Raw genomic sequence first — 20,455 nt, forward strand, 5'->3', positions numbered from 1 at the left:
CAGGACCCGCCTTGCCCCGCACCAACGGCCCTCCTACATTCGGCCGCATGCCTGCCGCTGCCGAACCCTCTCTCCTGCCGCGCTTCCAGCAGGTGCGCCTGCTGCTGCGCGAGCGACTGAAATCCGGCCACTACGAACGGGGCCTGCCGCTGCCGGGCGAGCGCCAGCTGGCGCGGGAATTCGGCGTGGCCCGCGTGACCGTGCGGACCGCGCTGGCCCGCCTGCAGGAAGAAGGCCTGGTGATGCGCATGCGCGGCAAGGGCACCCTGCCCACCGGCACGGGCGAGCCGCCGCGCCACTTGCCCCTGCGCGCCGGCCTGCTCGACAGCATCGTCAGCCTGGGCGAGCGCACGCGGGTGCAGGTGCTGGACCACGGCGTGGTGGAAGCGCCTTCGCATGCGGCCGAGGCGCTGGGCCTCGCGGCCGGCGCGCCGGTGCTGCGGGTGGTGCGCATCCGCAAGTTCAAGACGCAGCCCTTTCTGTACTCCGAAGTCTTCCTGCCGGCCGATCTGGCCGCGGCGGTGCAGCGGCACACGCTGCAGGACATGCCCATGCTGGTCGCGCTGGAGCAGCATGGCGTGCAGGTCGATTCGGCCGAGCAGACCATGGGCGCCGCCCTGGCCGACCTGCAGGTGGCGCAGGCCCTGCGCATGCAGGCCGGCGAGCCGCTGCTGCGCATCGCGCGCGTGGTGTGCGATGCAGGGGGCCGGCCGGTCCAATACCTCACCGGCCTGTACCACCCCGGCCGCTACGAGTACCACATGCGCCTGTCGCGCGTGGGCGGGCCGACGCGGGTGTGGATCGAGAACAACCGGCCGGACGACCCTGCTGGCGCCCGCCCACGACTTCAGCCCTGAGGCAACAAAGCCTGCAGCGTCTGCAAGGTGTCCGCCTCTTCCACCGGCTTGTCCTGCCGCCAGCGCAGCATGCGCGGGAAGCGGGTGGCGATGCCGCTCTTGTGGCGGGGGCTGCGGGCGATGCCCTCGAAGCCGAGTTCGAAGACCAGCGTGGGCCGCACGCTGCGCACGGGGCCGAAGCTCTCGATGGTGGTCTTGCGGATCACGGCGTCGACCTTGGCCATCTCGGCGTCGGTGAGGCCCGAATAGGCCTTGGCGAAGGGCACCAGCTGGCGGCCCTCCTTCCCCGGCGGACCGTCCCACACGGCGAAGGTGTAGTCGCTGTAGAGGCTGGCGCGGCGGCCGTGGCCGCGCTGGGCGTAGATGAGCACGGCGTCGACCGTGAGCGGGTCGATCTTCCACTTCCACCACAGCCCCACGTCCTTGGTGCGGCCCACGCCGTACTGCGCATCGCGGCGCTTGAGCATGAAGCCCTCCACACCCAGGCTGCGCGAGGCCTCGCGCTGACGCGCCAGGTCGGCCCAGCTGTCGCCCGTGAGCACGGGGCTGGGACGCAGCACCGGGTGGTTCACGGCCGCCAGCAGCGCGTCGAGGCGGGCGCGGCGCTCGTGCTGGGGCAGCGGGCGCAGGTCCTGGCCGGCTTCTTCGAGCAGGTCGTAGGCCAGCAGCACCACGGGCAGCTCGCGCAGCAGCTTGGGGCCGAGCGTCTTGCGGCCGATGCGCTTTTGCAGCTCCGCGAAGGGCTGCACGCGGCCGGCCGTGCGCGCCGGCATCGGGGCGACGCCGGCCGCGGCCGCCTCGGCGGCGCGAGCGCCCGGTGCTGCGCCGGCCGTGGGCGCCTCGGCGTCCGCATCGTCATTGCGAGCGCGGGTTTCAGCCTCGGCCGGTGCGTCCCGCCACACCACGATCTCGCCATCCAGCACCGTGCCCTCGGGCAGCACGTCGCCCAGCGCGGCCAGCTCCGGAAAGCGCTCGCTGACCAGTTCCTCGCCCCGCGACCAGATCCAGGCCTGCCCACCGCGGCAGACGATCTGCGCGCGGATGCCGTCCCACTTCCATTCCACTTGCCAGCCGGAGGGCGGCCCCAGCAGCTCGTCGAAGCGTTCGAGCGGCTCGTTGAAGGGATGGGCCAGAAAGAAGGGATAGGGCTGGCCGCCGCTGATGGGCGCGCCCTCGCCCTCTGCCGCTTCGGGCGCGATCAGCGCGGCATAGTCCGCCTCGCCGGGCCGCGCGCCGATGTGGGTGTAGCCCATCAGCCGCTGGGCGACACGCTTGGGGTCCAGCCCGCCCACGGCCGCGAGGGCCTGCGTAACCTGCAGCTTGGAGACGCCGACGCGGAAGGCCCCGGTTATGAGCTTGAAGTAGACGAGGCGCTCCTCCGGCGCCAGCAGCCGCCATTGGGCGCGCAGCGTGTCGGGCAGGCCCTCGGCCGGCGCGCCGCGCAGGGGCAGCAGGTGCTGCTCCACCCAGTCGGCCAGGCCCAGCTCGTGGGTGCCGTCGGAAGGCGGCAGCAGCAGCGCGATGGTCTCGGCCAGATCGCCCACGGCCTCGTAGCTTTCGACGAACAGCCATTCGGGCAGGCCCGCCGCCTCCTGCGCCAGCAGGCGCAGCAGCTTGACGGGCACCAGCTGGCGCGGCTTGCCGCCCGCCAGGAAGTACACCGCCCAGGCCGCATCGCGCGGCGACGCGGCGCGCAGGTAGCGCTGCAGGGCGGCCTGCTTGACCAGGTTGGAAGTGCTGGCGTCCAGCTCTCGGTAGAGGGCTGCGAAGGCCTTCATGACGCCGCTGCCTCCGGCGCATCGGCGATGTCCTCGTCGCCGTATTCGGTGGCGAAGGCCTGGGCGTCGAGGCCGTTCTCGCGCAGCCAGCGCACCATCACCGCCACGCTGCCGTGCGTGACCATCACCCGCTCCGCGCCCGTGGCCGCGATGGCCCTGTGCAGGCCGGGCCAGTCGGCGTGGTCGCTCATGACGAAGCCGCGGTCCACGCCGCGGCGCCGGCGTGTGCCGCGCAGCAGCATCCAGCCGCTGGCGAAGGCGTCCGAGGCGTTGGCGCCGAAGCGGCGCATCCACGGCGTGCCCTGCGCCGAGGGCGGCGCCACCACCAGGGCGCGGCGCAGCAGTGCGGCATCGACGCCGGGGTCGGTGACGCGCAGCGTGGGCGGCAGCGCCACGCCCGCCGCGCGGTAGACGGCATTGAGCGGCTCGACCGCGCCGTGCACCACGATCGGCCCGATGGAGGCGTCCACGCCATGCAGCATGCGTTGTGCCTTGCCGAAGGCATAGCCGAGCAGCACGCTGGCGCGGCCTTCCTCGGCATTGCGCCGCCACCAGTCGTCGATCTGTGCGAACAGCTCGGGTTGCGTGGGCCAGCGGTAGATGGGCAGGCCGAAGGTGGATTCGGTGATGAAGCAATCGCAGCGCACCGGCTCGAAGGGCGTGCAGGTGCCGTCGGGCTCGGTCTTGTAGTCGCCCGAGGCCACCCAGACCTGGCCGCCGTGCTCCAGCCGCACCTGGGCCGAGCCCAGCACATGGCCGGCCGGATGCAGCGAGATGCGAACGCCGTGGTGCTCGATGGCCTGGCCGTAGGGCAGGGTCTGCAGCGTGATGTCGGCGCCCAGCCGCGCGCGCAGGATGCCTTCGCCCTGCTCGTGCGCCAGGTAGTGGTTGTGGCCCCAGCGCGCATGGTCCGAATGGCCATGCGTGATGACGGCCCGGTCGACCGGACGCCAGGGGTCGATGTAGAAGTCGCCGGGCGGGCAGTACAGGCCTTCGGGGCGGGCGACGACCAGATCGCCTGGGCGCGACGCGGCGCGCGGTGGCGGGAGCGATTCGGTCTCGTGCGGTGTCTCCATGGGCATGGCTCGCCGATGTTAGGCAGCGGGGCGCGCGGGCGCATGCCCCGGGGGGCGCTTCGCCCTGTGGGCAAGTGCCTACGCCTGCGCCGGGCCTGGGCGTCGCAGCGCCCCGGCATGCGGCTCGGCAGGGCCCGCTGCAACAGCCCCTGCACAATGCCCTCGCCATGCTCCACCCGCCGCGCTCCTTTGTCTATCTGGACGCCGTCGCCCGCGCCGGCTCGATCCGCAAGGCGGCCGAAAAGCTGCACGTCGCCTCGACCGCGCTCAACCGCAAGATCCTGGAGATCGAGGCGGAGATCGGCACGCCCCTGTTCGAGCGCCTGCCCCGTGGTGTGCGGCTGACGGCGGCCGGCGAGGTGCTGCTGACGGCCGTGCGCCGCACGCTGGGCGACCTGCGTTCGGCCGCCTCGCAGATCGAGCAGCTGCGCGGCCTGGTGCGCGGCACGGTGCGCATCGGCTGCGCGGAGTCGGTGGCCAGCGACCTGATGCCCCGCACCATCGCGCACTACCAGCAGGCGCACCCGGGCGTGCAGTTCCAGGTGGTGTCGGGCGTGACGGCCCAGCTGGTGCAGCAGTTGATGGCCGACGACGTGGAGATGGTCCTCGTGCACGACCCGCAGCCGGCCGAGTCCCTGCGGGTGATCAGCGCACTGGATCAGCCGCTGTGCGCCATGCTGCGCCCCGACCACCCCCTGGCCGGCCGCGAGAGCCTGCGCCTGGCCGACTGCCAGGAGTACACCGTGGCGCTGGGCGACCGCTCCTTCGGCAGCCGGCGGCTGCTCGATGCGGTGATGGCCCGATCGCGGCTGCAACTGAAGGTGGCGCTGGAGGCCAGCGCCGTGCAGACGCTCAAGGAGTTCACGCGCCAGACCGGGGCGATCAGCTTCCAGTTCCAGATCGGCACCCTGCGCGAGGTGCGCACCGGCGAGCTGGTGTCGATCCCGCTAACGGACCGCTCGCTCACCAGCAGCCAGCTGGTGCTGGCCACGCGCGAAGGAAGGATGCTGCCGATCGCGGCGCTGTCCTTCCAGGAGGCGCTGGTCAACGCGCTGGCGGCGCTGCCGCACTGAACGCCCGATCCGGCGGCAGTGGTCCGGCCCGTGCCTGCGGCCTGGCACGAAAGCCGCTTGCGGATTGAATTGTGCACAATCAAATCAGTGAAGTGCACAATCCAGGTGCAGGCACTTCCCGAGGCGAAGCGCGGCACCCGCCCAACCCTTTCGCTGGAGCCCGCCATGCACCGTCCTGTTGTCCACACTTCCGCCGCACAACTCCCGGCCCGATCCACCCGCCGCACCTGGTCCGCCGCGCTGCTCGGCGGGCTGCTGGCCGCGGCCGGGCTGGGCACCACCCTGTCCGCCACTGCCGCCGAACCCGCCGCCTGGCCCGACCGCCCCGTGAAGATCGTCGTGCCCTTCCCGCCCGGCGGCGCCGCCGACGTGTATGCCCGCCTGGTGGGCCAGAAGCTGGCCGAGGCCACGGGCAACCGCCAGCCCATCGTGATCGACAACCGGCCCGGCGCGGGCGGCATCATCGGCACCGACGTGACGGCCAAGTCGCCGGCCGACGGCAGCACCTTCCTGATGGTGACCATCGGCCATGCGGTCAACCCCTTCATGTACGCCAAGCTGCCCTACGACACCCGCGCCGACTTCGTGCCCGTGGGCGTGGTGGCCGAGGTGCCCAGCGTCATCGTGACCGGCCCGGCGCTCAAGGACAAATCGCTCAAGGACCTGCTGGCCATGGCCCGCGCCAAGCCGGACGAAGTGCAGTACGCCTCGTCCGGCGTGGGCACGACGAGCCATGTGGGCGCGGCACTGATCGAGTCGATGACCGGCGTGCGCATGACGCATGTGCCGTACAAGGGCGCCGCCCCCGCACTGCAGGACGTGATGGCCGACCGCGTGCCGCTGTCGGTGGACATCATCACCTCCTCCCTGCCGCTGGTGACCAGCGGCAAGCTCAATGCCGTGGCCGTGACCGGTGCCAAGCGCGCGCCCAAGCTGCCCAACGTGCCCACGGTGGCCGAGGCCGGCATCCCGGGCTACGAATTCGTTTCCTGGTACATGCTGCTGGCGCCGGCCAAGACGCCCAGGCCGGTGCTGGAGCAGGTCAATGCCGAGTTGCGCAAGCTGGCCGCCCTGCCCGAGTTCCGCACGCGCATCGAGGACACTGGCGGCCAGGTCGTCACGACCACGCTGCCGCAGGCCAACGACTACCTCAACGCCGAGTTCACGCGCTGGGCCAAAGTCGTCAAAGACCGCAACATCAAAGCAGACTGATGAACCAGCCTCACCCCGCCCAGCCCCGCGACTTCATCGGCTACGCCAATCGCCCACCCGCCGTGGCCTGGCCGGGCGGGGCGCGGGTGGCGGTCTCCTTCGTGCTGAACTTCGAGGAGGGCGCCGAGTTCTCGGTGGCCGATGGCGATGCACGCAACGAGTCGGTGTACGAGGTGATCGACCCGCGCACCGGCTGGGATCCGTGCATCGACAGCCACTTCGAATACGGCACCCGCGCTGCCTGGTGGCGGATCGCCGAGCTGTTCGAGCGCCATCACGCGCCGATGACGGTGAGCGCCTGCGGGCGCGCGGTGGAGCGCAGCCCCTGGCTGGCGCAGGATGCGGTGGCCCGCGGGCATGAGGTCTCGGCCCATGGCTGGCGCTGGGAGAGCCATGCCGGCATGGCGCCCGCCCAGGAGGCCGCCGCCATGGACGCCTGCCTGGGCGCCATCGAGGCGGCCTGCGGGCGGCGGCCGGTGGGCTGGCACACGCGCTCGGCCTGCACGCCGAATACGCGGGCGCTGCTGGCCGAGCGCGGCTTCCTCTACGACAGCGACGCCTATAACGACGATGTGCCCTTCTTCGTGCCGGTGGCCGGCCGGCCGCACCTGGTGCTGCCCTATGCCTTCGACACCAACGACATGCAGTTCCAGCACACGCAGCGCTTCGCCACCGCCGCGCAGTTCGCCGAGTACGTCTGCGATGCCTTCGACTGGCTGCACGACGAGGGCGCCACACGGCCACGCATGATGTCGGTGGGACTGCACCTGCGCATGATCGGGCGGCCAGCACGCATGAAGGCGCTGGCGCTGATCCTCGAACACCTGCAGCGCCGCGGCGGCGCCTGGATCGCCACGCGCGAGCAGATCGCCCGCCACTGGCTGGCCCACGCTCCCCGCCCCGGCTCGGTGGCCACCGCCGCCGGATGACGGCGTCCGCCGACAGGGATCGCGCGGATGGGCGTCCCGAGGGCCTGCGCTAAAGTCATCCGGATGCATCCGACGGAAGAGGCCATCCACCGCACCCTGGCGCAGACGCTGCTGGCCGGGCGGCTCGCGCCCGGCACCCAGCTGGTGGAAACGCGCCTGGCGCAGATCTTCGGCGTCTCGCGCGAGCGGGTGCGCAAGGTGCTGCACCGGCTGGGCCACGAGCGGCTGCTGGACCTGATGCCAAACCGCGGCTGCTTCGTCAGCAACCCCACACTGGCGCAGGCGCGCGAGATCTACGACGCCCGCCGCATCATTGAAGGCGGCATCGTCGGCAGTCTGGCCGGCACGCTGAGCCCCTCGCAGCTAGAGGCGCTGGCCGAACACGAGCGGCGCGAGCATGCCGCGCTGCATGCGGGCGACCGCGCGGCCTCGATCCGGCTGTCGGGCGAATACCACCTGCTGCTGGCCGAGTTCACCGGCAGCCCCTTCGTGGTGCGTCAGTTGCAGGAGCTGGTCAGCCGCACCGCCATGCTGGTGGCCTTCTTCGAGCCGGCCAGCGCCTCGGGCTGCGGCTGCGAGGAGCACGAGGCCATCGCCCTGGCCCTGCGCCGCGGCGATGCGGCCGGCGCCATGAAGGCCATGCAGGTGCACCTGTCGCTGATCGAGACGCGGCTCAAGCCCCGCGCCGCGCCCGAAGCCGAAGTGGACGCCGAGCAGGCCATCGCGGAGGCCTGGGCCGACGCCCAGGCCGGCCTGGCCCAGCCGGCCGCCTGACCCCCGCGGGCACGGGCGCTGCTTTCTTCGACCGGCACCGCTGTCACCTTCACCGGGCCCTGCCATGACCCAGACCGCTCCCGCCCTGCCGCCACGCCCCCGGCTGCTGGTGCTCAATCCCAACCGCACGGCCGCCATGACCGACGCCGTGCTGCACGAGCTGCGCCGGCTGACGGTCGGCCAGGTGGAGCTGCGCGGCTTCACCTGCGACGACGGGCCGCCGGTGATCGCCACCCGCGAGAGCTTTGCCGCCGGCGCCGCCGCCGCCGCCCGGGCCTGGCCCGCAGTGGACGACGGCTGGGCCGATGCCGTGCTGCTGTCCTGCTACGGCGACCCGGGGCTGGCGGCGCTGCGGGCCGCCAGCCGCGTGCCGGTGCTGGGCATGGCCGAGTCCAGCATGCTGCAGGCGCTGGCCCGCGGGCGCCCCTTCCACATCGTCACTGCCGGCAAGGCCTGGGGGCCGATGCTGCATGAGCTGGCCGCGCGCCACTCCAGCGCCTGGCCGCTGCTGCACGGCATCACCACGCTGGACACCACCGGGCTGGCCGGCAGCCAGAACCCGGCCGCCTTCTCGGCGCTGGTCCAGCGGGCGCTGGACGATCTGGCCGGCGCGCACCCGGGCGGCATGGCTCCCGACTGCATGCTCGGCGGCGCCGGCTTTGCCGGCATGCGGCCCACCCTGCGCTACGGCGGGCTACTGGAGGACGGGTTGCAGGCCGCGCTGGCGCAGTGGCGGCCGCTGCCGGTCACTCCGGCTTCCTGAAGCGAAGCTCACCTTCCGCTACCGGCGGCTTTGCGCCGGTCCGGCAGGCCTCGGCGGCTTGGTGCGCCGGCATACACGGGCACAGCTTGGCCCGTGTCGACCGCACACAATTTGCGCTCGCTCCGAGCGAAACAATGCTCTGGAAGTTGGCGCAGCCGCTGCCCATACTGCGGTCATCTTGTGCAGCGCATCATGACTTCCGCCTTCCTTTTCCCCTCTTCCGACCTGCGCCCGCAACTGGCCGTGCACCGTCTGGCCATGGCCCATCCCGGCGATCTGTCGGCCCTGGCCGCGCTCTTCGACGCCGGCACCGTGGGCGCCGACGAGGTGGTGGCGGTCATTGGCAAGACCGAGGGCAATGGCGGCGTGAACGACTTCACCCGTGGCTACTTCACCCAGTCGCTGATGCAGCTGCTGGCCGAGCGCACCGGGCGGCCGGCCGAGGCGATCTGGCGCGCGCTGCCCTGCGTGCTCTCCGGCGGCACCGAAGGCGTGCTGAGCCCGCATTACGTGGTCTTCTCGCGCCGTCTGGTGCCGGCGCATGCGGCGCGCGGCGCCAGCACCGACGCCCCGGTCGACGCCCCCGCCAACGCCCGGACGATCAATGCGGCCTCCGCCGCCCTTGCCATCGGCACCGCCTTCAGCCCCCCGATGGCCGCTCAGGACATCGGCCGCTGGACCCATGTGCGCACGGTCGCCCAGGCCGTGCGCGCCGCCATGGACCAGGCCGGCATCGACCGGCCCGAGGACGTGGCCTTCGTCCAGCTCAAGTGCCCCTGCGTCACCTCGGCCCGGGCCCAGGCGGCCGCGGCGGCCGGCCACACCGTGCTTACGGCCGATCCGGGTCGCTCCATGGCCTTCGCCCGGGCGGCGGGCGCTTTCGGCGCCGCCATCGCGCTGGGCGAACTGCCCGACGACCCGGTGCTGGAAGGTGCGCTGCTGCAGGACTTCGACCGCTTCTCGGCCCGCGCCAGCGTTTCCTCCGGCGTGGAGGTGGAGGCCAACGAGGTGATCGTGCTCGGCCACAGCACCCGCTGGCAGGGCCCGCTGCGCATGGGCTGCGCGCCGATGCGCGACGCGCTGGACATCGCCGCCGTCGGCGAGGCGCTGCGCCCGCTGGGTCTCTCCGCCACGCCGCAGTTGCCGGCCGAGCAGGCCATGCGCGTGGCGGCCGTCTTCGTCAAGTGCGAACCCGATCGCCGCGGCCAGGTGCGCGGCGTCCGCCACACCATGCTGGACGACACCGACATCAATGCCCAGCGCCACATCCGCGGCGCCGTGGGCGGGCTGGTGGCCGGCGTGCTGGGCGATGGGCGCCTCTTCGTCTCCGGCGGCGCGGAACACCAGGGTCCGGACGGCGGCGGCCTGGTGGCCGTGATCGCGGCGGTCGCCTGACACGCATGACCGCCATGCACGCCTGGCAGATGAGCGCCGAGGCCCTGTCGCAGGCCTATGCGCGGCGCACGCTGTCGCCGGTGGAGGCACTGCTGTCCGTGCTGAGCCGGGCGGAAGCGGTGCACCCCGTCATCAACGCCCTGGTGGTGCGCGATGACGCCGCAGCACTGGCGGCGGCCCAGGCCAGCGAGGCCCGCTGGCGACGGGGCGCGCCGCTGTCGCCGCTCGATGGCGTGCCGCTCACCGTCAAGGACAACCTCCCCGCGACCGGCCTGCCCTGCCGCTGGGGCAGCCGGCTCTTCGCCGACCACTGGCCGGCGCGCGACGAAAGCCCCGTGGCGCGGCTGCGCGCGGGCGGCATGGTGATTCTGGGCAAGACCAACGTGCCCGAGTTCACCCTGCAGGGCTACACCGACAACCCGCTCTTCGGCCCCACCGGCAACCCGTGGGCCCCGGCGCTCACGCCCGGCGGAAGCAGCGGCGGCGCCGTGGCGGCCGTGGCGGCAGGCATCGGCCCGCTGGCCCTGGGCACCGATGGCGGCGGCTCGGTCCGCCGGCCCTGCGGCTTCACCGGGCTGTATGGCCTCAAGCCGGGTCGCGGCATGGTGCCGCGTGTCGATGGCCTGCCCGTGCTGCTGCCGGGGCTGGAAGAAGCGGGCCCCATCGCCCGCGGCATGACCGACCTGCTGCTGGCGCTGCGCCTGCTCGCGCCCACGCTGACGCCGCTGTGTGAAGCCCCCGGTCCGCTGCGCATTGCGTACTGGCGCACCATCGGCGACAGCCCGGTCGATGCGGCCATCCTGGCGCGCAGCGATGCCGCGGCCGAGCGGCTGCAGGCCATGGGACACACCGTGGTCGTGCAGCCCTCGCTTCCCGAAGTCGAGGCCTTCAACTGCCAGGCCTGGCCGGTCATCGCCAGCACCGGCATGGCCGCCGCGCTGCAGGAGCGCATCGACGGCCGCGAGGACGAGCTCACACCCGCCATGGCCGCGCTGTTTGCGCAGGGCCGCAGCCACAGCGCGGTCGAGCTGTTCCAGGCCCAGGCGCTGCAACGCGCGCTGGCGCGGGCCTTGCAGGGCCTGTTCGCTCAGCACGACCTGCTGCTCACCCCGGCCAGCGCGGCCTTGCCCTGGCCCGCCGACCAATCCCATCCCACCACCATCGCCGGCCAGCCGGTGGACGGCCGCGGCCATGCCGTGTTCACCGCCTTCGTCAACGGCGCCGGACTGCCCGCGCTGGCGCTGCCGGCCGGCCCGACGGAAGAAGGACTGCCGGTCGGCCTGCAACTGGTGGCCCCGCGCGGTGGCGACGCGCTGCTGTGCGCCGTCGGCGCGATGTGGGAACGCGATGCCGCGCCAGCCTGGTGCTGGCCGCCTGCCCTCGACAAGGAAGAGATGCCCTCATGAAGATCGTGATCGTGGGCGCCGGCGTGGCCGGTGCCATCCTCGCCCGCCGACTGGCCCGCCTGCCCGGCGTGGAACTGCACTGCCTGGAGCGCGTCGGGCCCGACGACCATGCCGAGGCCGGCACCGGACTGAACGTGGGCCCGAACGCCATCAAGGCGCTGCGCCGCCTCGATGCCGCGCTCGCGGCCGAGGTGGAGGCCGCCAGCCTGCCCTGGACCCGCTGGGACATCGCCCTGACCGACGGCACGCCGCTGATGGCGCTGCCCCTGTCGCAGGTGGCCGACAACCCGGGCATCCGCATCCGCTGGTCGGAGCTGTACCGCGTGCTGCGCCAGGGCGCGGGCGCAGCCTTCCGCTATGGCTGCACGCTCGAATCGGTGGGCGCCAGCGAGACGGCGCCGGGCAAGACCCGCGTGCGCTTCACGCAGCACGGCGCCACGCACGAGATCGACGGCATCGACCTGCTGGTGGGCACCGACGGCCGCTACTCCCGCGTGCGCGAGACCTTCTCCGGTGCGCCCGAGCCGCGACACATCGGCGTCGCCATCCTGCGCGTGCTGGTGCCCGACACCAGCGCCGGCCTGGTGGACGACTACGGCCAGTGGTTCAGCGGCTGCCACCGGCTGCTGGCCTTCCGCGTGCCGCCGGACCATGTCTACATCGCCGCCACCTACCCGGTGGCACCCGGCGCCCCGGTACAGGACGCGTGGAAGACCGAGGCCGTGATGCGAGCCACCTACCAGCCTGCCCAGGGCGAGGCCAGCCCCGCCGTGCGCTGGCTGCTGGACGCCATGTGCGCCCAGTTGCACGACGCGCACTGGGCCCGCATGCAGGAGGCCGACGTGCGCTTCGCCGAGCCCGAGGTGGACGTGCTGTACCTGGGCGACAGTGCCCACGGCATGGCGCCCACGCTGGGCCAGGGCGCGACGCAGGCCATGGAAGACGCCTGCGCCGCCGCGCTGATCGTGGAGGACGCCTGGGCCCGCGGCCAGCGCACGCCGCGCGTCTGGCTCGACCGCATCGCCGAGGCCCGCACCGAGCGCCTGCGCTTCGTGATGGACCTGTCGGTGCGCGCCACCGACACCATGCTCGACGGCGCCGACCCGGTGGCCGGCACACGCTGGAAGACCCAGGCACCCTTCCAGGCCGAGCTGGCGGCGCTGTTCCGCGACGTGGCGCTGGGCGTGCCGGACGAGGCCCAATGCCAGTCAGCGAATCACAGTCCGTTCGGGCTGAGCCTGTCGAAGCCGGGCGCAAGCCCTTCGACCCTTCGACCCTTCGACAAGCTCAGGACAGGCCAAGCTCAGGACAGGCCAAGCTCAGGGCGAACGGGTGATCCGACTGGCAGGGGGCCAAGGCCCACGGCCTGATTCCTGCTCGGCCTTCTGCAACGCACCACCCCATGAACAACGCTCTCACCCACGGCCTCTTCCACCTGGCCATCAAGACCGCCGACCTGGCTGCCACGAGCGCCTTCTGGATCGGCGTGATCGGTCTGCGTGAAGTACCCCGGCCCGACTTCGGCTACCCCGGCGCCTGGCTCGCCTGCGGCCAGCCGGGCGGGCAGGCCATCATCCACGTCTATGCCGGCGGCCCGGCCCTGGGCGGCCAGGCCAGCGTGCCGCAGGGCACGGCCGCCATCGACCATGTGTCGCTGGCCTGCAGCGGCTACCACGCCTACATCGCGCGCTTCCGCGCCGCAGGGCTCGCCTGGCGCGAGTTCTTGGTGCCCGGCACCACGCTGTGGCAGCTCTTCGTCTACGACCCCAGCGGCGTGCAGCTGGAGTTGACCTTCGAGGGCGCCGTCGAAACCGGCGCGCCGCCCGACATGTCGCCCGGCCGCGTCTACCGCGCCGGCGAATCCTTCTTCGACACCGCCACCTATCCCACCCTTTCCCTGAACACACCCTCCGGAGAACCCGCCCATGCTTCGCACTGACTTCCTGCGGCTTGCCGCACGCGCCACCGCCGCATTGGCACTGGCCCTGCCCTTCGCGGGCGTCGCCCATGCGGCCGACAAGATCAAGTTCGGCGTCTTCCCGTCCAGCGCCGCGCTGCCCTTCTACATCGCCCAGAACCGCGGCTGGTTCAAGGAGGCCGGTCTGGAGGTGGAAGAGGTGCCGATGACCAGCCATCCGCTCACGGTGCAGGCCATCGTCTCGGGCAACATCGACGGCGCCGCCAACCTGGTGACGCTGGAAGGCGCCAACATGGAGTCGCGCCGGCCCGGCACGCTCAAGTACATCTCGCTCAATGGCCAGAACAGCCAGCATGTGATCGAGCAGTTCGTGGTCAAGGCCTCCAGCCCGGCCAAGTCGCTCAAGGACTTCAAGAACGGGTTCAAGCTCTTCTCGGCGCCCGGCCCGGCCAACATCGGCGCGGCGCGCGCGGTGCTCAAGAAGGTGGGTCTGGTCGAAGGCAAGGACTTCACCATCCAGGAGCAGCAGATCGGCGTGCACGTCGGCGCGCTGCAGTCGGGCAACTTCGACGGCGGCTACACGCTGGAGCCCTCGGCCACCATCATGGTGGCGCAGGGCGTGGGCCGGCGCGTGGAGACGGGCGTGATCGCCACCTACCTGCTGGGCCGCAAGGAGGCCTCGGCCTTCGCTGCCGGGGCCGTGCTGTCCGACAAGTTCATCGCCGAGCGGCCCGAGGTCGCCAAGCGCTTCGCCGCCGTGTGGGCGCGCGGCGTGAAGGCCGCGCAGACCGACACCAGCACCCGCGGCTACCTGATCCAGGGCATGAAGGTGCCGCCCGAGCTGGCCGCCACCGTGCCGCTGCCGCGCATCGTGATGACGGGCGACCTGTCGCCGGCCGACGTGGCCGACTTCCAGAAATTCCTGGACATCGGCACCGAGCTGGGCGTGATCAAGGACAGGATCGACGGCAAGGCCGTGGTCAAGGCGCTGTGATGCGGGCCATGGACGTCTCCCCGCCGCGCACTGCGCCCCCCACCGACGCCGACGCGACCAGCGCCGCCGCGGGCCACCGCTGGTTCGCGCCCGGCACGCACATCACCATCCGCGGGCTGACCAAGCGCTTCGGCGATGCGGCGGTGTACGAGAACTTCGACCTCGACATCCCGCACGGCAGGATCACCTCGGTCTTCGGCCCCAACGGCTGCGGCAAGAGCACGCTGATCAACATGATCGCGGGCATCCTGCCGCACGACGGCGGCCAGATCCTGTTCGAGGGCAAGACGGCGCGCGAGACGCGCATCGGCTACGTCTTCCAGAACTACCGCGAGGCGGTGTTCCCGTGGATGCGGGCCATCGACAACATCCGCTACCCGCTGCAGTACCTGGGCCTGTCGAAGGCCGAGCGCGAGGCGCGCATGGACCGGCTGATGGCCGAGTTCGACGTCAAGCTGGACCTGTCGCGCTACCCCTATCAGATGTCCGGCGGCCAGCAGCAGCTGGTGTCGATCATGCGGGCGCTGGTGGTGGAGCCGGAGGTGCTCTTCCTCGATGAGCCCTTCTCCGCGCTGGACTACGAGATGGTCATGTTTTTGCGCGAGCGGCTGCAGAGGGTGCTGGTGGGGCGCAAGGTGACGACGCTGCTCGTCTCCCACGACCTGGACGAGGCCGTGCTGCTGGCCGACCATGTGCTGCTGCTGACCAAGCGGCCCACGCAGGTGGCCGACAACCTGCCCTTCGACGTGCCGCGCCCGCGCACGGCGGCCACCACCGTCTCGCCGGAGTTCATCGACGTGAAGACGCGGGCGCTGGAGATCTTCCAACGCGAGGTGCGCAAATGAAGACGCCGATCGCTGCACGCCTGCGGCCGCTGTGGGGCATGGCCCTGATCATCGCGCTGTGGGCCTTCGCCCATGCCACCAAGGCGGTGGACCCGGTGCTGCTGCCCTCGCCCGGCGAGGCGCTGCAGGCCTTCTGGAAGGGGCTCTCGGGCGGCACGCTGTGGGGCGACTTCGAGAAGACCATCGTGCGCACACTGGTCTCCTTCGTCATCGCGCTGGCGGTGGCCGTGCCGCTGGGCGTGATCCTGGGGGCCAACGAGAAGATCTACGAAGGCATCGAGTTCGCCATCGACTTCTTCCGCTCGACGCCGGCCTCGGCCATGTTCCCGCTCTTCCTGGTGCTGTTCGGCGTGGGCGAGAAGACCAAGATCGCCGTGGCCGCCTTCGGCGCGGCGCTGGCCATCCTGTTCAACGTGGCCTACGGCGTGATGAGCGCGCGCAAGCAGCGGCAGCTGGCCGCCCGCGTGATGGGCGCGCCGCGCTGGCGGGTGCTGACCGACGTGACGCTGCTCGAATCCATGCCGCAGGTCTTCGTGGGCATGCGCTCGGGTGTGTCCATCGCGCTGGTGATCGTGATCGTGGCCGAGATGTTCATCGGCTCCACCGACGGCCTGGGCCAGCGCATCATGAATGCCCAGACCATCTTCGACATGCCCGACATGTACGCTTCGATCTTCGCGGCGGGCCTGCTGGGCTACGTGATGAACCTCATCTTCCTGGTGGCGGAGCGGCGCTTCGTGCACTGGGGCGGAAAGTAAGAGACGACCCCATGACTGTGTCCATGAACGAGATCAACCTGCCGGACGTGCTGGCCGAGGTGAACGCGGTGTTCGACGAGTACGAGCGCGCCCTGACGACCAACGACGTGCCGGTGCTCGATCAGCTGTTCTGGGACTCGGAACACACGCTGCGCTACGGCGCCACCGAGAACCTCTATGGCTACGCCGCGATCCAGGCCTTCCGCCAGGGCCGCCCGGCCAACAACCTGGAGCGCGAGATCACCGCCCGCTCGGTCACCACCTTCGGCCGCGATTTCGCCGTCGCCAACGTGGAGTTCCGCCGCACCGGCAGCACCCGCATCGGCCGCCAGAGCCAGACCTGGGTGCGCCTGCCCGAGGGCTGGAAGGTGGTGGCGGCCCATGTGAGCCTGATGGGCTGATGGGCTGATGGGCTGATGGGCTGATCGCCCCATCCCCGTTCGGGCTGAGCTTGTCGAAGCCTTGCGCAGCGCTTCGACAAGCTCAGCGCGAACGGCTGTGATGACGCCGAGCCACTACTTTCCGCCCCCAGCCGCCATCGCCTTCTGCATCTCCGCCGCCATGCGACGCATGTCCTCGGGCGACATGGACTGCTGCATCTGGCCCATCATGCGCTGGATCTCGGCCTGCGTCGGCGCCCGGCCCGCGGCCGCGGCGGCGCCCATCGGCGCCGTCATGCGCTGCATGTCGACGACGTTCATCTTCATGCCGCCGGGCAGCACCATGTCGCCGGGCCGCATGCCGGCGGGGCAGGCGCCCTTCCATTGCGCCTCCATCGTCATGTCGCTCTCGTCCTGTTTGGCTCGGGGCGGGGCATAGGTGGTGTGGGAGCTCACGCGGTAGCTGCTGTTCATGTCGCCGGTGACGACGGTCAGCCGCGTCATCGTGGTGTCGGGCAGCTTGCAGACCTCCTTGTGCGTCAGCACGCGGCCCACCTCGCTGCGCATGTCCTCCTGGCAGTTCGTGGGCTTGCGCGCCTCGGCCTGACGACTCGCACCCTGCTCCTGCAGCAGTCGGTCGGTGGCCGCATCGGCGCACTGCTGCAGGGTCATCGGCTGGCCCTTGGCGGAGGTTTCCACGCGCATCTCCCACAAGCCGTCCTTGCGGCGCGGGAAAGCTGGGCCGGCGAACACGGCGGCGGTCTCGGCGAGCAGCGCGAGGGCGATGGTGATGCGGGCGGTGCGGAAGGGACGGAAGGGACGGAAGGGACGGAAGGGACGGAATGCGGACATGACGGCTCCTCGGCGGGTGGGGGCGTTCCGCCTGCCGCGGTTGTAGTGGCCCGCGCCGCCGCTGCGAATATCGCGCGCGTACTAGGTCGAAGGTCGAGCCAGCCCGCCGAGCTCCGCCGTGATCCCGCTCAGAACGCCGTCCACTTCTGCGCGCTGGCTGCGCTCTCCACCGCCTTCTCGATGAAGCGCACGCCGCGCGCGCCATCGGCCAGGGTGGGGTAGTCGGCCCGCAGCGGATCGGGCGCCACGCCCTGCTGCAGCGCGCGGATGTGCGCGATCACGCCCAGGTAGACATTCGCGAAGGCCTCGATGAAGCCCTCCGGGTGGCCGGCCGGCAGCCGCGTGGCCAGGCGCGCAGAAGCGCCCAGCCACGGCGAGCCGCGCGTCAGCAGCCGCCGCGGGCCGTCCAGCGGTGAATGCACCAGCAACTCGGGCTGCTCCTGCCGCCAGTCCAGCGTGCCGGTGGTGCCGAAGACGCGCAGGCGCAGGTCGTTCTCGCAGCCCACCGCGATCTGCGAGGCCACGAGCACGCCACGCGCGCCGCCCTTGAAGCGCAGCAGCAGGCTGGCGTCGTCGTCCAGCCGACGGCCGGGCACCAGCGCCGACAGGTCGGCGCACAGGCTGTCCAGTTCCAGGCCGGTGACGGTGGCCACGAGGTTCTCGGCATGCGAGCCGATGTCGCCCAATGCACCGGCCGCACCGCTGCGTGCCGGGTCGGTGCGCCAGCCGGCCTGCTTGTTGTCGCCGCCTTCGAGGCGCGTGGCCAGCCAGCCCTGGTGGTAGTCGACCACCACCTTGCGCACCTCGCCGATGGCGCCAGCGGCCACCATATCGCGAGCCTCGCGCACCATGGGATAGCCGCTGTAGTTGTAGGTCACGCCGAAGACGCTGCCGCTGCGTGCCACCGTGCTCACGAGATCCTGCGCCTGCTCGCTGGTGTGGACCAGCGGCTTGTCGCACACCACATGGATGCCGGCCTCGGCGAAGGCGCGTGCGACCTCGTGGTGCAGGTGGTTGGGCGTGACGATGGTGACGAAGTCGATGCGCTCGTCGGCGCTGCGGCGTAGCTCATCCTGAAGCAGCGACTGCCAGTCGGCATGGTTGCGCGCATCGGCCAGGCCCAGTTCGCGCCCCGAGGCGCGCGCGCGCTCGGGCGTGGAGGACAGGGCGCCAGCCACCAGCTCGGCCTGGCTGTCCAGCGCCAGGGCCTGGCGGTGCACGGCGCCGATGAAGGCGCCCTGGCCGCCGCCGACCATGGCATAGCGCAGCTTGCGGGTGGCCTGGGGCGCGTCTGCGCTGTCCATGGCTGTGGGCCGTGCCTCGGTGTGTTCGCTCATGTGCCTGCCATGCCGCCCTGGGCGGCCTTGTCGAAGGCGGCATCGAAGGCACCGGCCGCGGGCGGAAAGTCCAGCCGGCGGCAGAAGGCGGCGCTTTCGGTGGCGCCATGCACGCGGTCCATGCGGCTGTCCTCCCACTCCACCGAGAGCGGGCCGGCATAGCCGATGTCGTTGAGCGCCACGATGATGGATTCGAAGTCCACCATACCGCGGCCCACACTGCGGAAGTCCCAGAAGCGGCGCGCGTCCCCGAAGCTGGTGTGGCCGCCGAAGACGCCCACGCTGCCATCGCCCCTGCCCCACCACACGTCCTTCATGTGGGCGTTGTAGATGCGGTCGGCAAAGCCGCGGATGAAGCGCACGTAGTCCACGCCCTGGTAGGCCAGGTGGCTGGGGTCGTAGTTGAAGCCGAAGCGCCGGTGGCCGCCCACGGCGGCGACGGCCCGCTCGGCCGAGGCGATGTCGAAAGCGATCTCGGTGGGATGCACCTCGAGCGCGAAGTTCACGTCCTGCTGCTCGAAGGTGTCCAGGATGGGCCCGAAGCGCCGCCCGAAGTCCGCGAAACCCGCATCCCAGTAGGCCTGCGTCGTCGGGGGGAAGGCATAGGTGGCGTGCCAGATCGACGAGCCGGTGAAGCCGGTGACGGTCTTGACGCCGAATTTCGCCGCGGCGCGCGCCGTGTCAGCCAGTTCGCGAGCGGCGCGCTGGCGCACGCCTTCCGGCTCGCCGTCGCCCCACACATGGGCGGGCAGGATGGCGCGGTGCCGCTCGTCGATGAGGTCGCACACCGCCTGGCCCACCAGGTGGTTGCCGATGGCCAGGCAGGTGAGGCCATGCTCGCGCAGCAGCGCCCACTTGTCGCGCACATAGGTGTCGGAGGCCAGGGCCTGCTGCACGTCGAAGTGGTCGCCCCAGCAGGCCAGCTCCAGGCCGTCATAGCCCATGCGCCGGGCCAGCGGCGCCAGTTCGGTCAGCGGCAGGTCGGCCCACTGGCCGGTGAAGAGGGTGATGGGGCGCGGCATGGACCGTCCTCCGTCAGAACGGGGAGTCGGGGTGGTAGAAGTCCTTGGCGTTGTCCTTCGTGATCAACACCGAAGGAATGATCGTGGTCGCCGGCAGCTTCTCGCCCTTCAGGCGCGCCTCGGCCGTGAGCTTGATCGCGTCGTAGATGAACTTGGGCGAGTAGCTCACGTCGGCCTGGATGCGCGGGTCCTTGTTGTCGAGGATGGTCTTGACCATGCCCTTGGCCCCGGCGCCGCCGAAGACGATCTTGATGTCGTTGCGCTTGGCCTGCTCGATGGCCTTGAGCACGCCCACGGCCATGTCGTCGTCGGCGGCCCAGATGGCGTCGATTTCCTTGAAGCGCGTGAGGTAGTCCTGCGTCACCTTGAAGGCATCGTCGCGGTTCCAGTTGGCGTACTTGGCGTCCAGCAGCTTGATGTCCGGGTAGTTCTTGAGCACGGCGTTGAAGGCATCCATGCGCTCGTTGTCCAGTGTGGTCGCGATGCCGCGCAGCGCCACCACGTTGCCCTTGCCGTTCAGCTTCTTGGCGATGTACTCGGCGGGGATCTTGCCGAAGGCGGTGTTGTCACCGGCCACGTAGGCGTCCTGCGCGCTGGTGTCGGTGAGGCCGCGGTCCACCACCGTGACGTAGGCGCCCTTGGCCTTGACCTGCGCCACCGGCTTGGTCAGCGCGGCCGACTCGAAGGGGAAGACGACCAGCGCGTTGATCTTGGTGACGGTGCTCAGATCCTGCAGCTGGTTGGCCTGCTCGGGCGCGTTGGCAGCCGTCTTGATGGTGATCTTCAGGTCCTTGTACTGCTTCTCCAGGTCCTTCTTGGCCTGGTTGGCCCAGTAGTTGATGCCGCCCATGAAGCTGTGGGTGGCGGCCGGGATGGACACGCCGAGGTTCACTTTCTCGGCGGCCAGCGCGGGCACGCTGGCGAAGGCGGCGGAGGCCACGGCGGTGAGCGCGAGGCGGCGGGTGACGAAGGTCATGGGGTTGTCTCCTGGGTTGGATGGAAGGTCACTGGCACACGAAAACATCCGTTCGCGCCGAGCCTGTCGGAGCGCCGGCACCCGGCTTCGACAGGCTCAGCCCGAACGGT

Annotated in this window: 20 protein-coding genes; 14 read left to right on the top strand and 6 right to left on the bottom strand. The window is 71.2% G+C overall.

Going from position 1 to position 20,455, the window contains the following annotated elements:
• The first annotated feature begins 47 nt into the window (after positions 1-47).
• Positions 48-857 carry a GntR family transcriptional regulator gene (locus tag QZ772_RS02970; RefSeq protein WP_295522880.1) on the top strand — a complete coding sequence of 270 codons (810 nt, stop codon included), beginning with the start codon at positions 48-50 and terminating at the stop codon, positions 855-857.
• Here QZ772_RS02970 and QZ772_RS02975 read toward each other — a convergent pair.
• Positions 848-2,635 (bottom strand): ATP-dependent DNA ligase, encoded by a 1,788-nt coding sequence (locus QZ772_RS02975; protein ID WP_295522882.1) that lies wholly within the window; start codon positions 2,633-2,635, stop codon positions 848-850. The genes QZ772_RS02970 and QZ772_RS02975 overlap by 10 nt on opposite strands.
• On the bottom strand, positions 2,632-3,711 hold the full coding sequence (locus QZ772_RS02980; RefSeq protein ID WP_295522884.1) for a ligase-associated DNA damage response exonuclease: 1,080 nt from the start codon (positions 3,709-3,711) through the stop codon (positions 2,632-2,634). Before QZ772_RS02980 ends, QZ772_RS02975 begins: the two co-directional genes overlap by 4 nt.
• A gap of 167 nt (positions 3,712-3,878) precedes the next feature.
• Here QZ772_RS02980 and QZ772_RS02985 point away from each other — a divergent pair, with 167 nt between their 5' ends.
• The 13 genes from QZ772_RS02985 to hpxZ all read left to right on the top strand — a co-directional run bounded on the left by QZ772_RS02985 (position 3,879) and on the right by hpxZ (position 16,179).
• Positions 3,879-4,784 (top strand): LysR family transcriptional regulator, encoded by a 906-nt coding sequence (locus QZ772_RS02985; RefSeq protein WP_043117510.1) that lies wholly within the window; start codon positions 3,879-3,881, stop codon positions 4,782-4,784.
• A gap of 165 nt (positions 4,785-4,949) precedes the next feature.
• A complete protein-coding gene (locus QZ772_RS02990; protein ID WP_295522887.1) occupies positions 4,950-5,996 on the top strand; it encodes a tripartite tricarboxylate transporter substrate binding protein in 1,047 nt (348 codons plus the stop codon).
• Positions 5,996-6,925: a polysaccharide deacetylase family protein gene (locus QZ772_RS02995; RefSeq protein WP_295522889.1), complete on the top strand. Its 930-nt coding sequence runs from the start codon at positions 5,996-5,998 to the stop codon at positions 6,923-6,925. The genes QZ772_RS02990 and QZ772_RS02995 overlap by 1 nt, the downstream gene beginning before the upstream one ends.
• A 63-nt stretch (positions 6,926-6,988) precedes the next feature.
• Positions 6,989-7,699, top strand: coding sequence for a GntR family transcriptional regulator (locus QZ772_RS03000; protein WP_294377268.1), 711 nt, complete (start codon positions 6,989-6,991; stop codon positions 7,697-7,699).
• Between the two features lie 64 nt (positions 7,700-7,763).
• Positions 7,764-8,462, top strand: coding sequence for an aspartate/glutamate racemase family protein (locus QZ772_RS03005; protein ID WP_295522893.1), 699 nt, complete (start codon positions 7,764-7,766; stop codon positions 8,460-8,462).
• Positions 8,463-8,654: 192 nt separating this feature from the next.
• The gene (locus tag QZ772_RS03010) at positions 8,655-9,857 is read left to right on the top strand and encodes a ring-opening amidohydrolase (protein ID WP_295522895.1); all 1,203 of its coding nucleotides are present in this window, start codon (positions 8,655-8,657) and stop codon (positions 9,855-9,857) included.
• A gap of 5 nt (positions 9,858-9,862) precedes the next feature.
• Positions 9,863-11,263, top strand: coding sequence for an amidase (locus QZ772_RS03015; protein WP_295522897.1), 1,401 nt, complete (start codon positions 9,863-9,865; stop codon positions 11,261-11,263).
• Positions 11,260-12,633, top strand: coding sequence for an FAD-dependent monooxygenase (locus QZ772_RS03020; RefSeq protein WP_295522899.1), 1,374 nt, complete (start codon positions 11,260-11,262; stop codon positions 12,631-12,633). The genes QZ772_RS03015 and QZ772_RS03020 overlap by 4 nt, the downstream gene beginning before the upstream one ends.
• Positions 12,634-12,665: 32 nt before the next feature.
• On the top strand, positions 12,666-13,202 hold the full coding sequence (locus tag QZ772_RS03025) for a glyoxalase (RefSeq protein WP_295522902.1): 537 nt from the start codon (positions 12,666-12,668) through the stop codon (positions 13,200-13,202).
• A complete protein-coding gene (locus QZ772_RS03030) occupies positions 13,189-14,175 on the top strand; it encodes an ABC transporter substrate-binding protein (protein WP_295522904.1) in 987 nt (328 codons plus the stop codon). The genes QZ772_RS03025 and QZ772_RS03030 overlap by 14 nt, the downstream gene beginning before the upstream one ends.
• Before the next feature lie 8 nt (positions 14,176-14,183).
• Positions 14,184-15,020 (top strand): ABC transporter ATP-binding protein, encoded by an 837-nt coding sequence (locus QZ772_RS03035; RefSeq protein ID WP_295522906.1) that lies wholly within the window; start codon positions 14,184-14,186, stop codon positions 15,018-15,020.
• Positions 15,017-15,778 carry an ABC transporter permease gene (locus tag QZ772_RS03040; RefSeq protein WP_295522908.1) on the top strand — a complete coding sequence of 254 codons (762 nt, stop codon included), beginning with the start codon at positions 15,017-15,019 and terminating at the stop codon, positions 15,776-15,778. Before QZ772_RS03035 ends, QZ772_RS03040 begins: the two co-directional genes overlap by 4 nt.
• An 11-nt stretch (positions 15,779-15,789) precedes the next feature.
• Complete coding sequence (gene hpxZ / locus QZ772_RS03045; RefSeq protein ID WP_295522910.1) at positions 15,790-16,179, top strand: oxalurate catabolism protein HpxZ; 390 nt, start codon at positions 15,790-15,792, stop codon at positions 16,177-16,179.
• A gap of 114 nt (positions 16,180-16,293) precedes the next feature.
• Here hpxZ and QZ772_RS03050 read toward each other — a convergent pair whose 3' ends face one another.
• From QZ772_RS03050 to QZ772_RS03065, 4 genes are all read right to left on the bottom strand, one after another.
• A complete protein-coding gene (locus QZ772_RS03050; protein WP_295522912.1) occupies positions 16,294-17,010 on the bottom strand; it encodes a DUF3617 family protein in 717 nt (238 codons plus the stop codon).
• 128 nt (positions 17,011-17,138) lie between these two features.
• Positions 17,139-18,266 (bottom strand): Gfo/Idh/MocA family oxidoreductase, encoded by a 1,128-nt coding sequence (locus QZ772_RS03055; protein ID WP_295523003.1) that lies wholly within the window; start codon positions 18,264-18,266, stop codon positions 17,139-17,141.
• A gap of 77 nt (positions 18,267-18,343) precedes the next feature.
• On the bottom strand, positions 18,344-19,369 hold the full coding sequence (locus QZ772_RS03060) for a sugar phosphate isomerase/epimerase (RefSeq protein ID WP_295522914.1): 1,026 nt from the start codon (positions 19,367-19,369) through the stop codon (positions 18,344-18,346).
• Between the two features lie 13 nt (positions 19,370-19,382).
• Entirely contained in the window at positions 19,383-20,345 is a 963-nt protein-coding gene (locus QZ772_RS03065; protein ID WP_295522916.1) for a substrate-binding domain-containing protein, read from the bottom strand.
• Positions 20,346-20,455: the final 110 nt, after the last annotated feature.

This window comes from uncultured Pseudacidovorax sp. (assembly GCF_913773995.1).
Classification (GTDB): domain Bacteria; phylum Pseudomonadota; class Gammaproteobacteria; order Burkholderiales; family Burkholderiaceae_C; genus Xenophilus.

Coding starts and splice junctions, on each gene's coding strand:
- QZ772_RS03025 (WP_295522902.1), top strand. CDS start 12,666: ATGAACAACGCTCTCACCCACGGCCTCTTCCACCTGGCCATCAAGACC.
- QZ772_RS03030 (WP_295522904.1), top strand. CDS start 13,189: ATGCTTCGCACTGACTTCCTGCGGCTTGCCGCACGCGCCACCGCCGCA.
- hpxZ (WP_295522910.1), top strand. CDS start 15,790: ATGACTGTGTCCATGAACGAGATCAACCTGCCGGACGTGCTGGCCGAG.
- QZ772_RS03020 (WP_295522899.1), top strand. CDS start 11,260: ATGAAGATCGTGATCGTGGGCGCCGGCGTGGCCGGTGCCATCCTCGCC.
- QZ772_RS03055 (WP_295523003.1), bottom strand. CDS start 18,266: ATGGTCGGCGGCGGCCAGGGCGCCTTCATCGGCGCCGTGCACCGCCAG.
- QZ772_RS03060 (WP_295522914.1), bottom strand. CDS start 19,369: ATGCCGCGCCCCATCACCCTCTTCACCGGCCAGTGGGCCGACCTGCCG.
- QZ772_RS02985 (WP_043117510.1), top strand. CDS start 3,879: ATGCTCCACCCGCCGCGCTCCTTTGTCTATCTGGACGCCGTCGCCCGC.
- QZ772_RS02980 (WP_295522884.1), bottom strand. CDS start 3,711: ATGGAGACACCGCACGAGACCGAATCGCTCCCGCCACCGCGCGCCGCG.
- QZ772_RS02990 (WP_295522887.1), top strand. CDS start 4,950: ATGCACCGTCCTGTTGTCCACACTTCCGCCGCACAACTCCCGGCCCGA.
- QZ772_RS03065 (WP_295522916.1), bottom strand. CDS start 20,345: ATGACCTTCGTCACCCGCCGCCTCGCGCTCACCGCCGTGGCCTCCGCC.
- QZ772_RS02975 (WP_295522882.1), bottom strand. CDS start 2,635: ATGAAGGCCTTCGCAGCCCTCTACCGAGAGCTGGACGCCAGCACTTCC.
- QZ772_RS03000 (WP_294377268.1), top strand. CDS start 6,989: ATGCATCCGACGGAAGAGGCCATCCACCGCACCCTGGCGCAGACGCTG.
- QZ772_RS03050 (WP_295522912.1), bottom strand. CDS start 17,010: ATGTCCGCATTCCGTCCCTTCCGTCCCTTCCGTCCCTTCCGTCCCTTC.
- QZ772_RS03040 (WP_295522908.1), top strand. CDS start 15,017: ATGAAGACGCCGATCGCTGCACGCCTGCGGCCGCTGTGGGGCATGGCC.
- QZ772_RS02970 (WP_295522880.1), top strand. CDS start 48: ATGCCTGCCGCTGCCGAACCCTCTCTCCTGCCGCGCTTCCAGCAGGTG.
- QZ772_RS02995 (WP_295522889.1), top strand. CDS start 5,996: ATGAACCAGCCTCACCCCGCCCAGCCCCGCGACTTCATCGGCTACGCC.
- QZ772_RS03010 (WP_295522895.1), top strand. CDS start 8,655: ATGACTTCCGCCTTCCTTTTCCCCTCTTCCGACCTGCGCCCGCAACTG.
- QZ772_RS03015 (WP_295522897.1), top strand. CDS start 9,863: ATGACCGCCATGCACGCCTGGCAGATGAGCGCCGAGGCCCTGTCGCAG.
- QZ772_RS03035 (WP_295522906.1), top strand. CDS start 14,184: ATGGACGTCTCCCCGCCGCGCACTGCGCCCCCCACCGACGCCGACGCG.
- QZ772_RS03005 (WP_295522893.1), top strand. CDS start 7,764: ATGACCCAGACCGCTCCCGCCCTGCCGCCACGCCCCCGGCTGCTGGTG.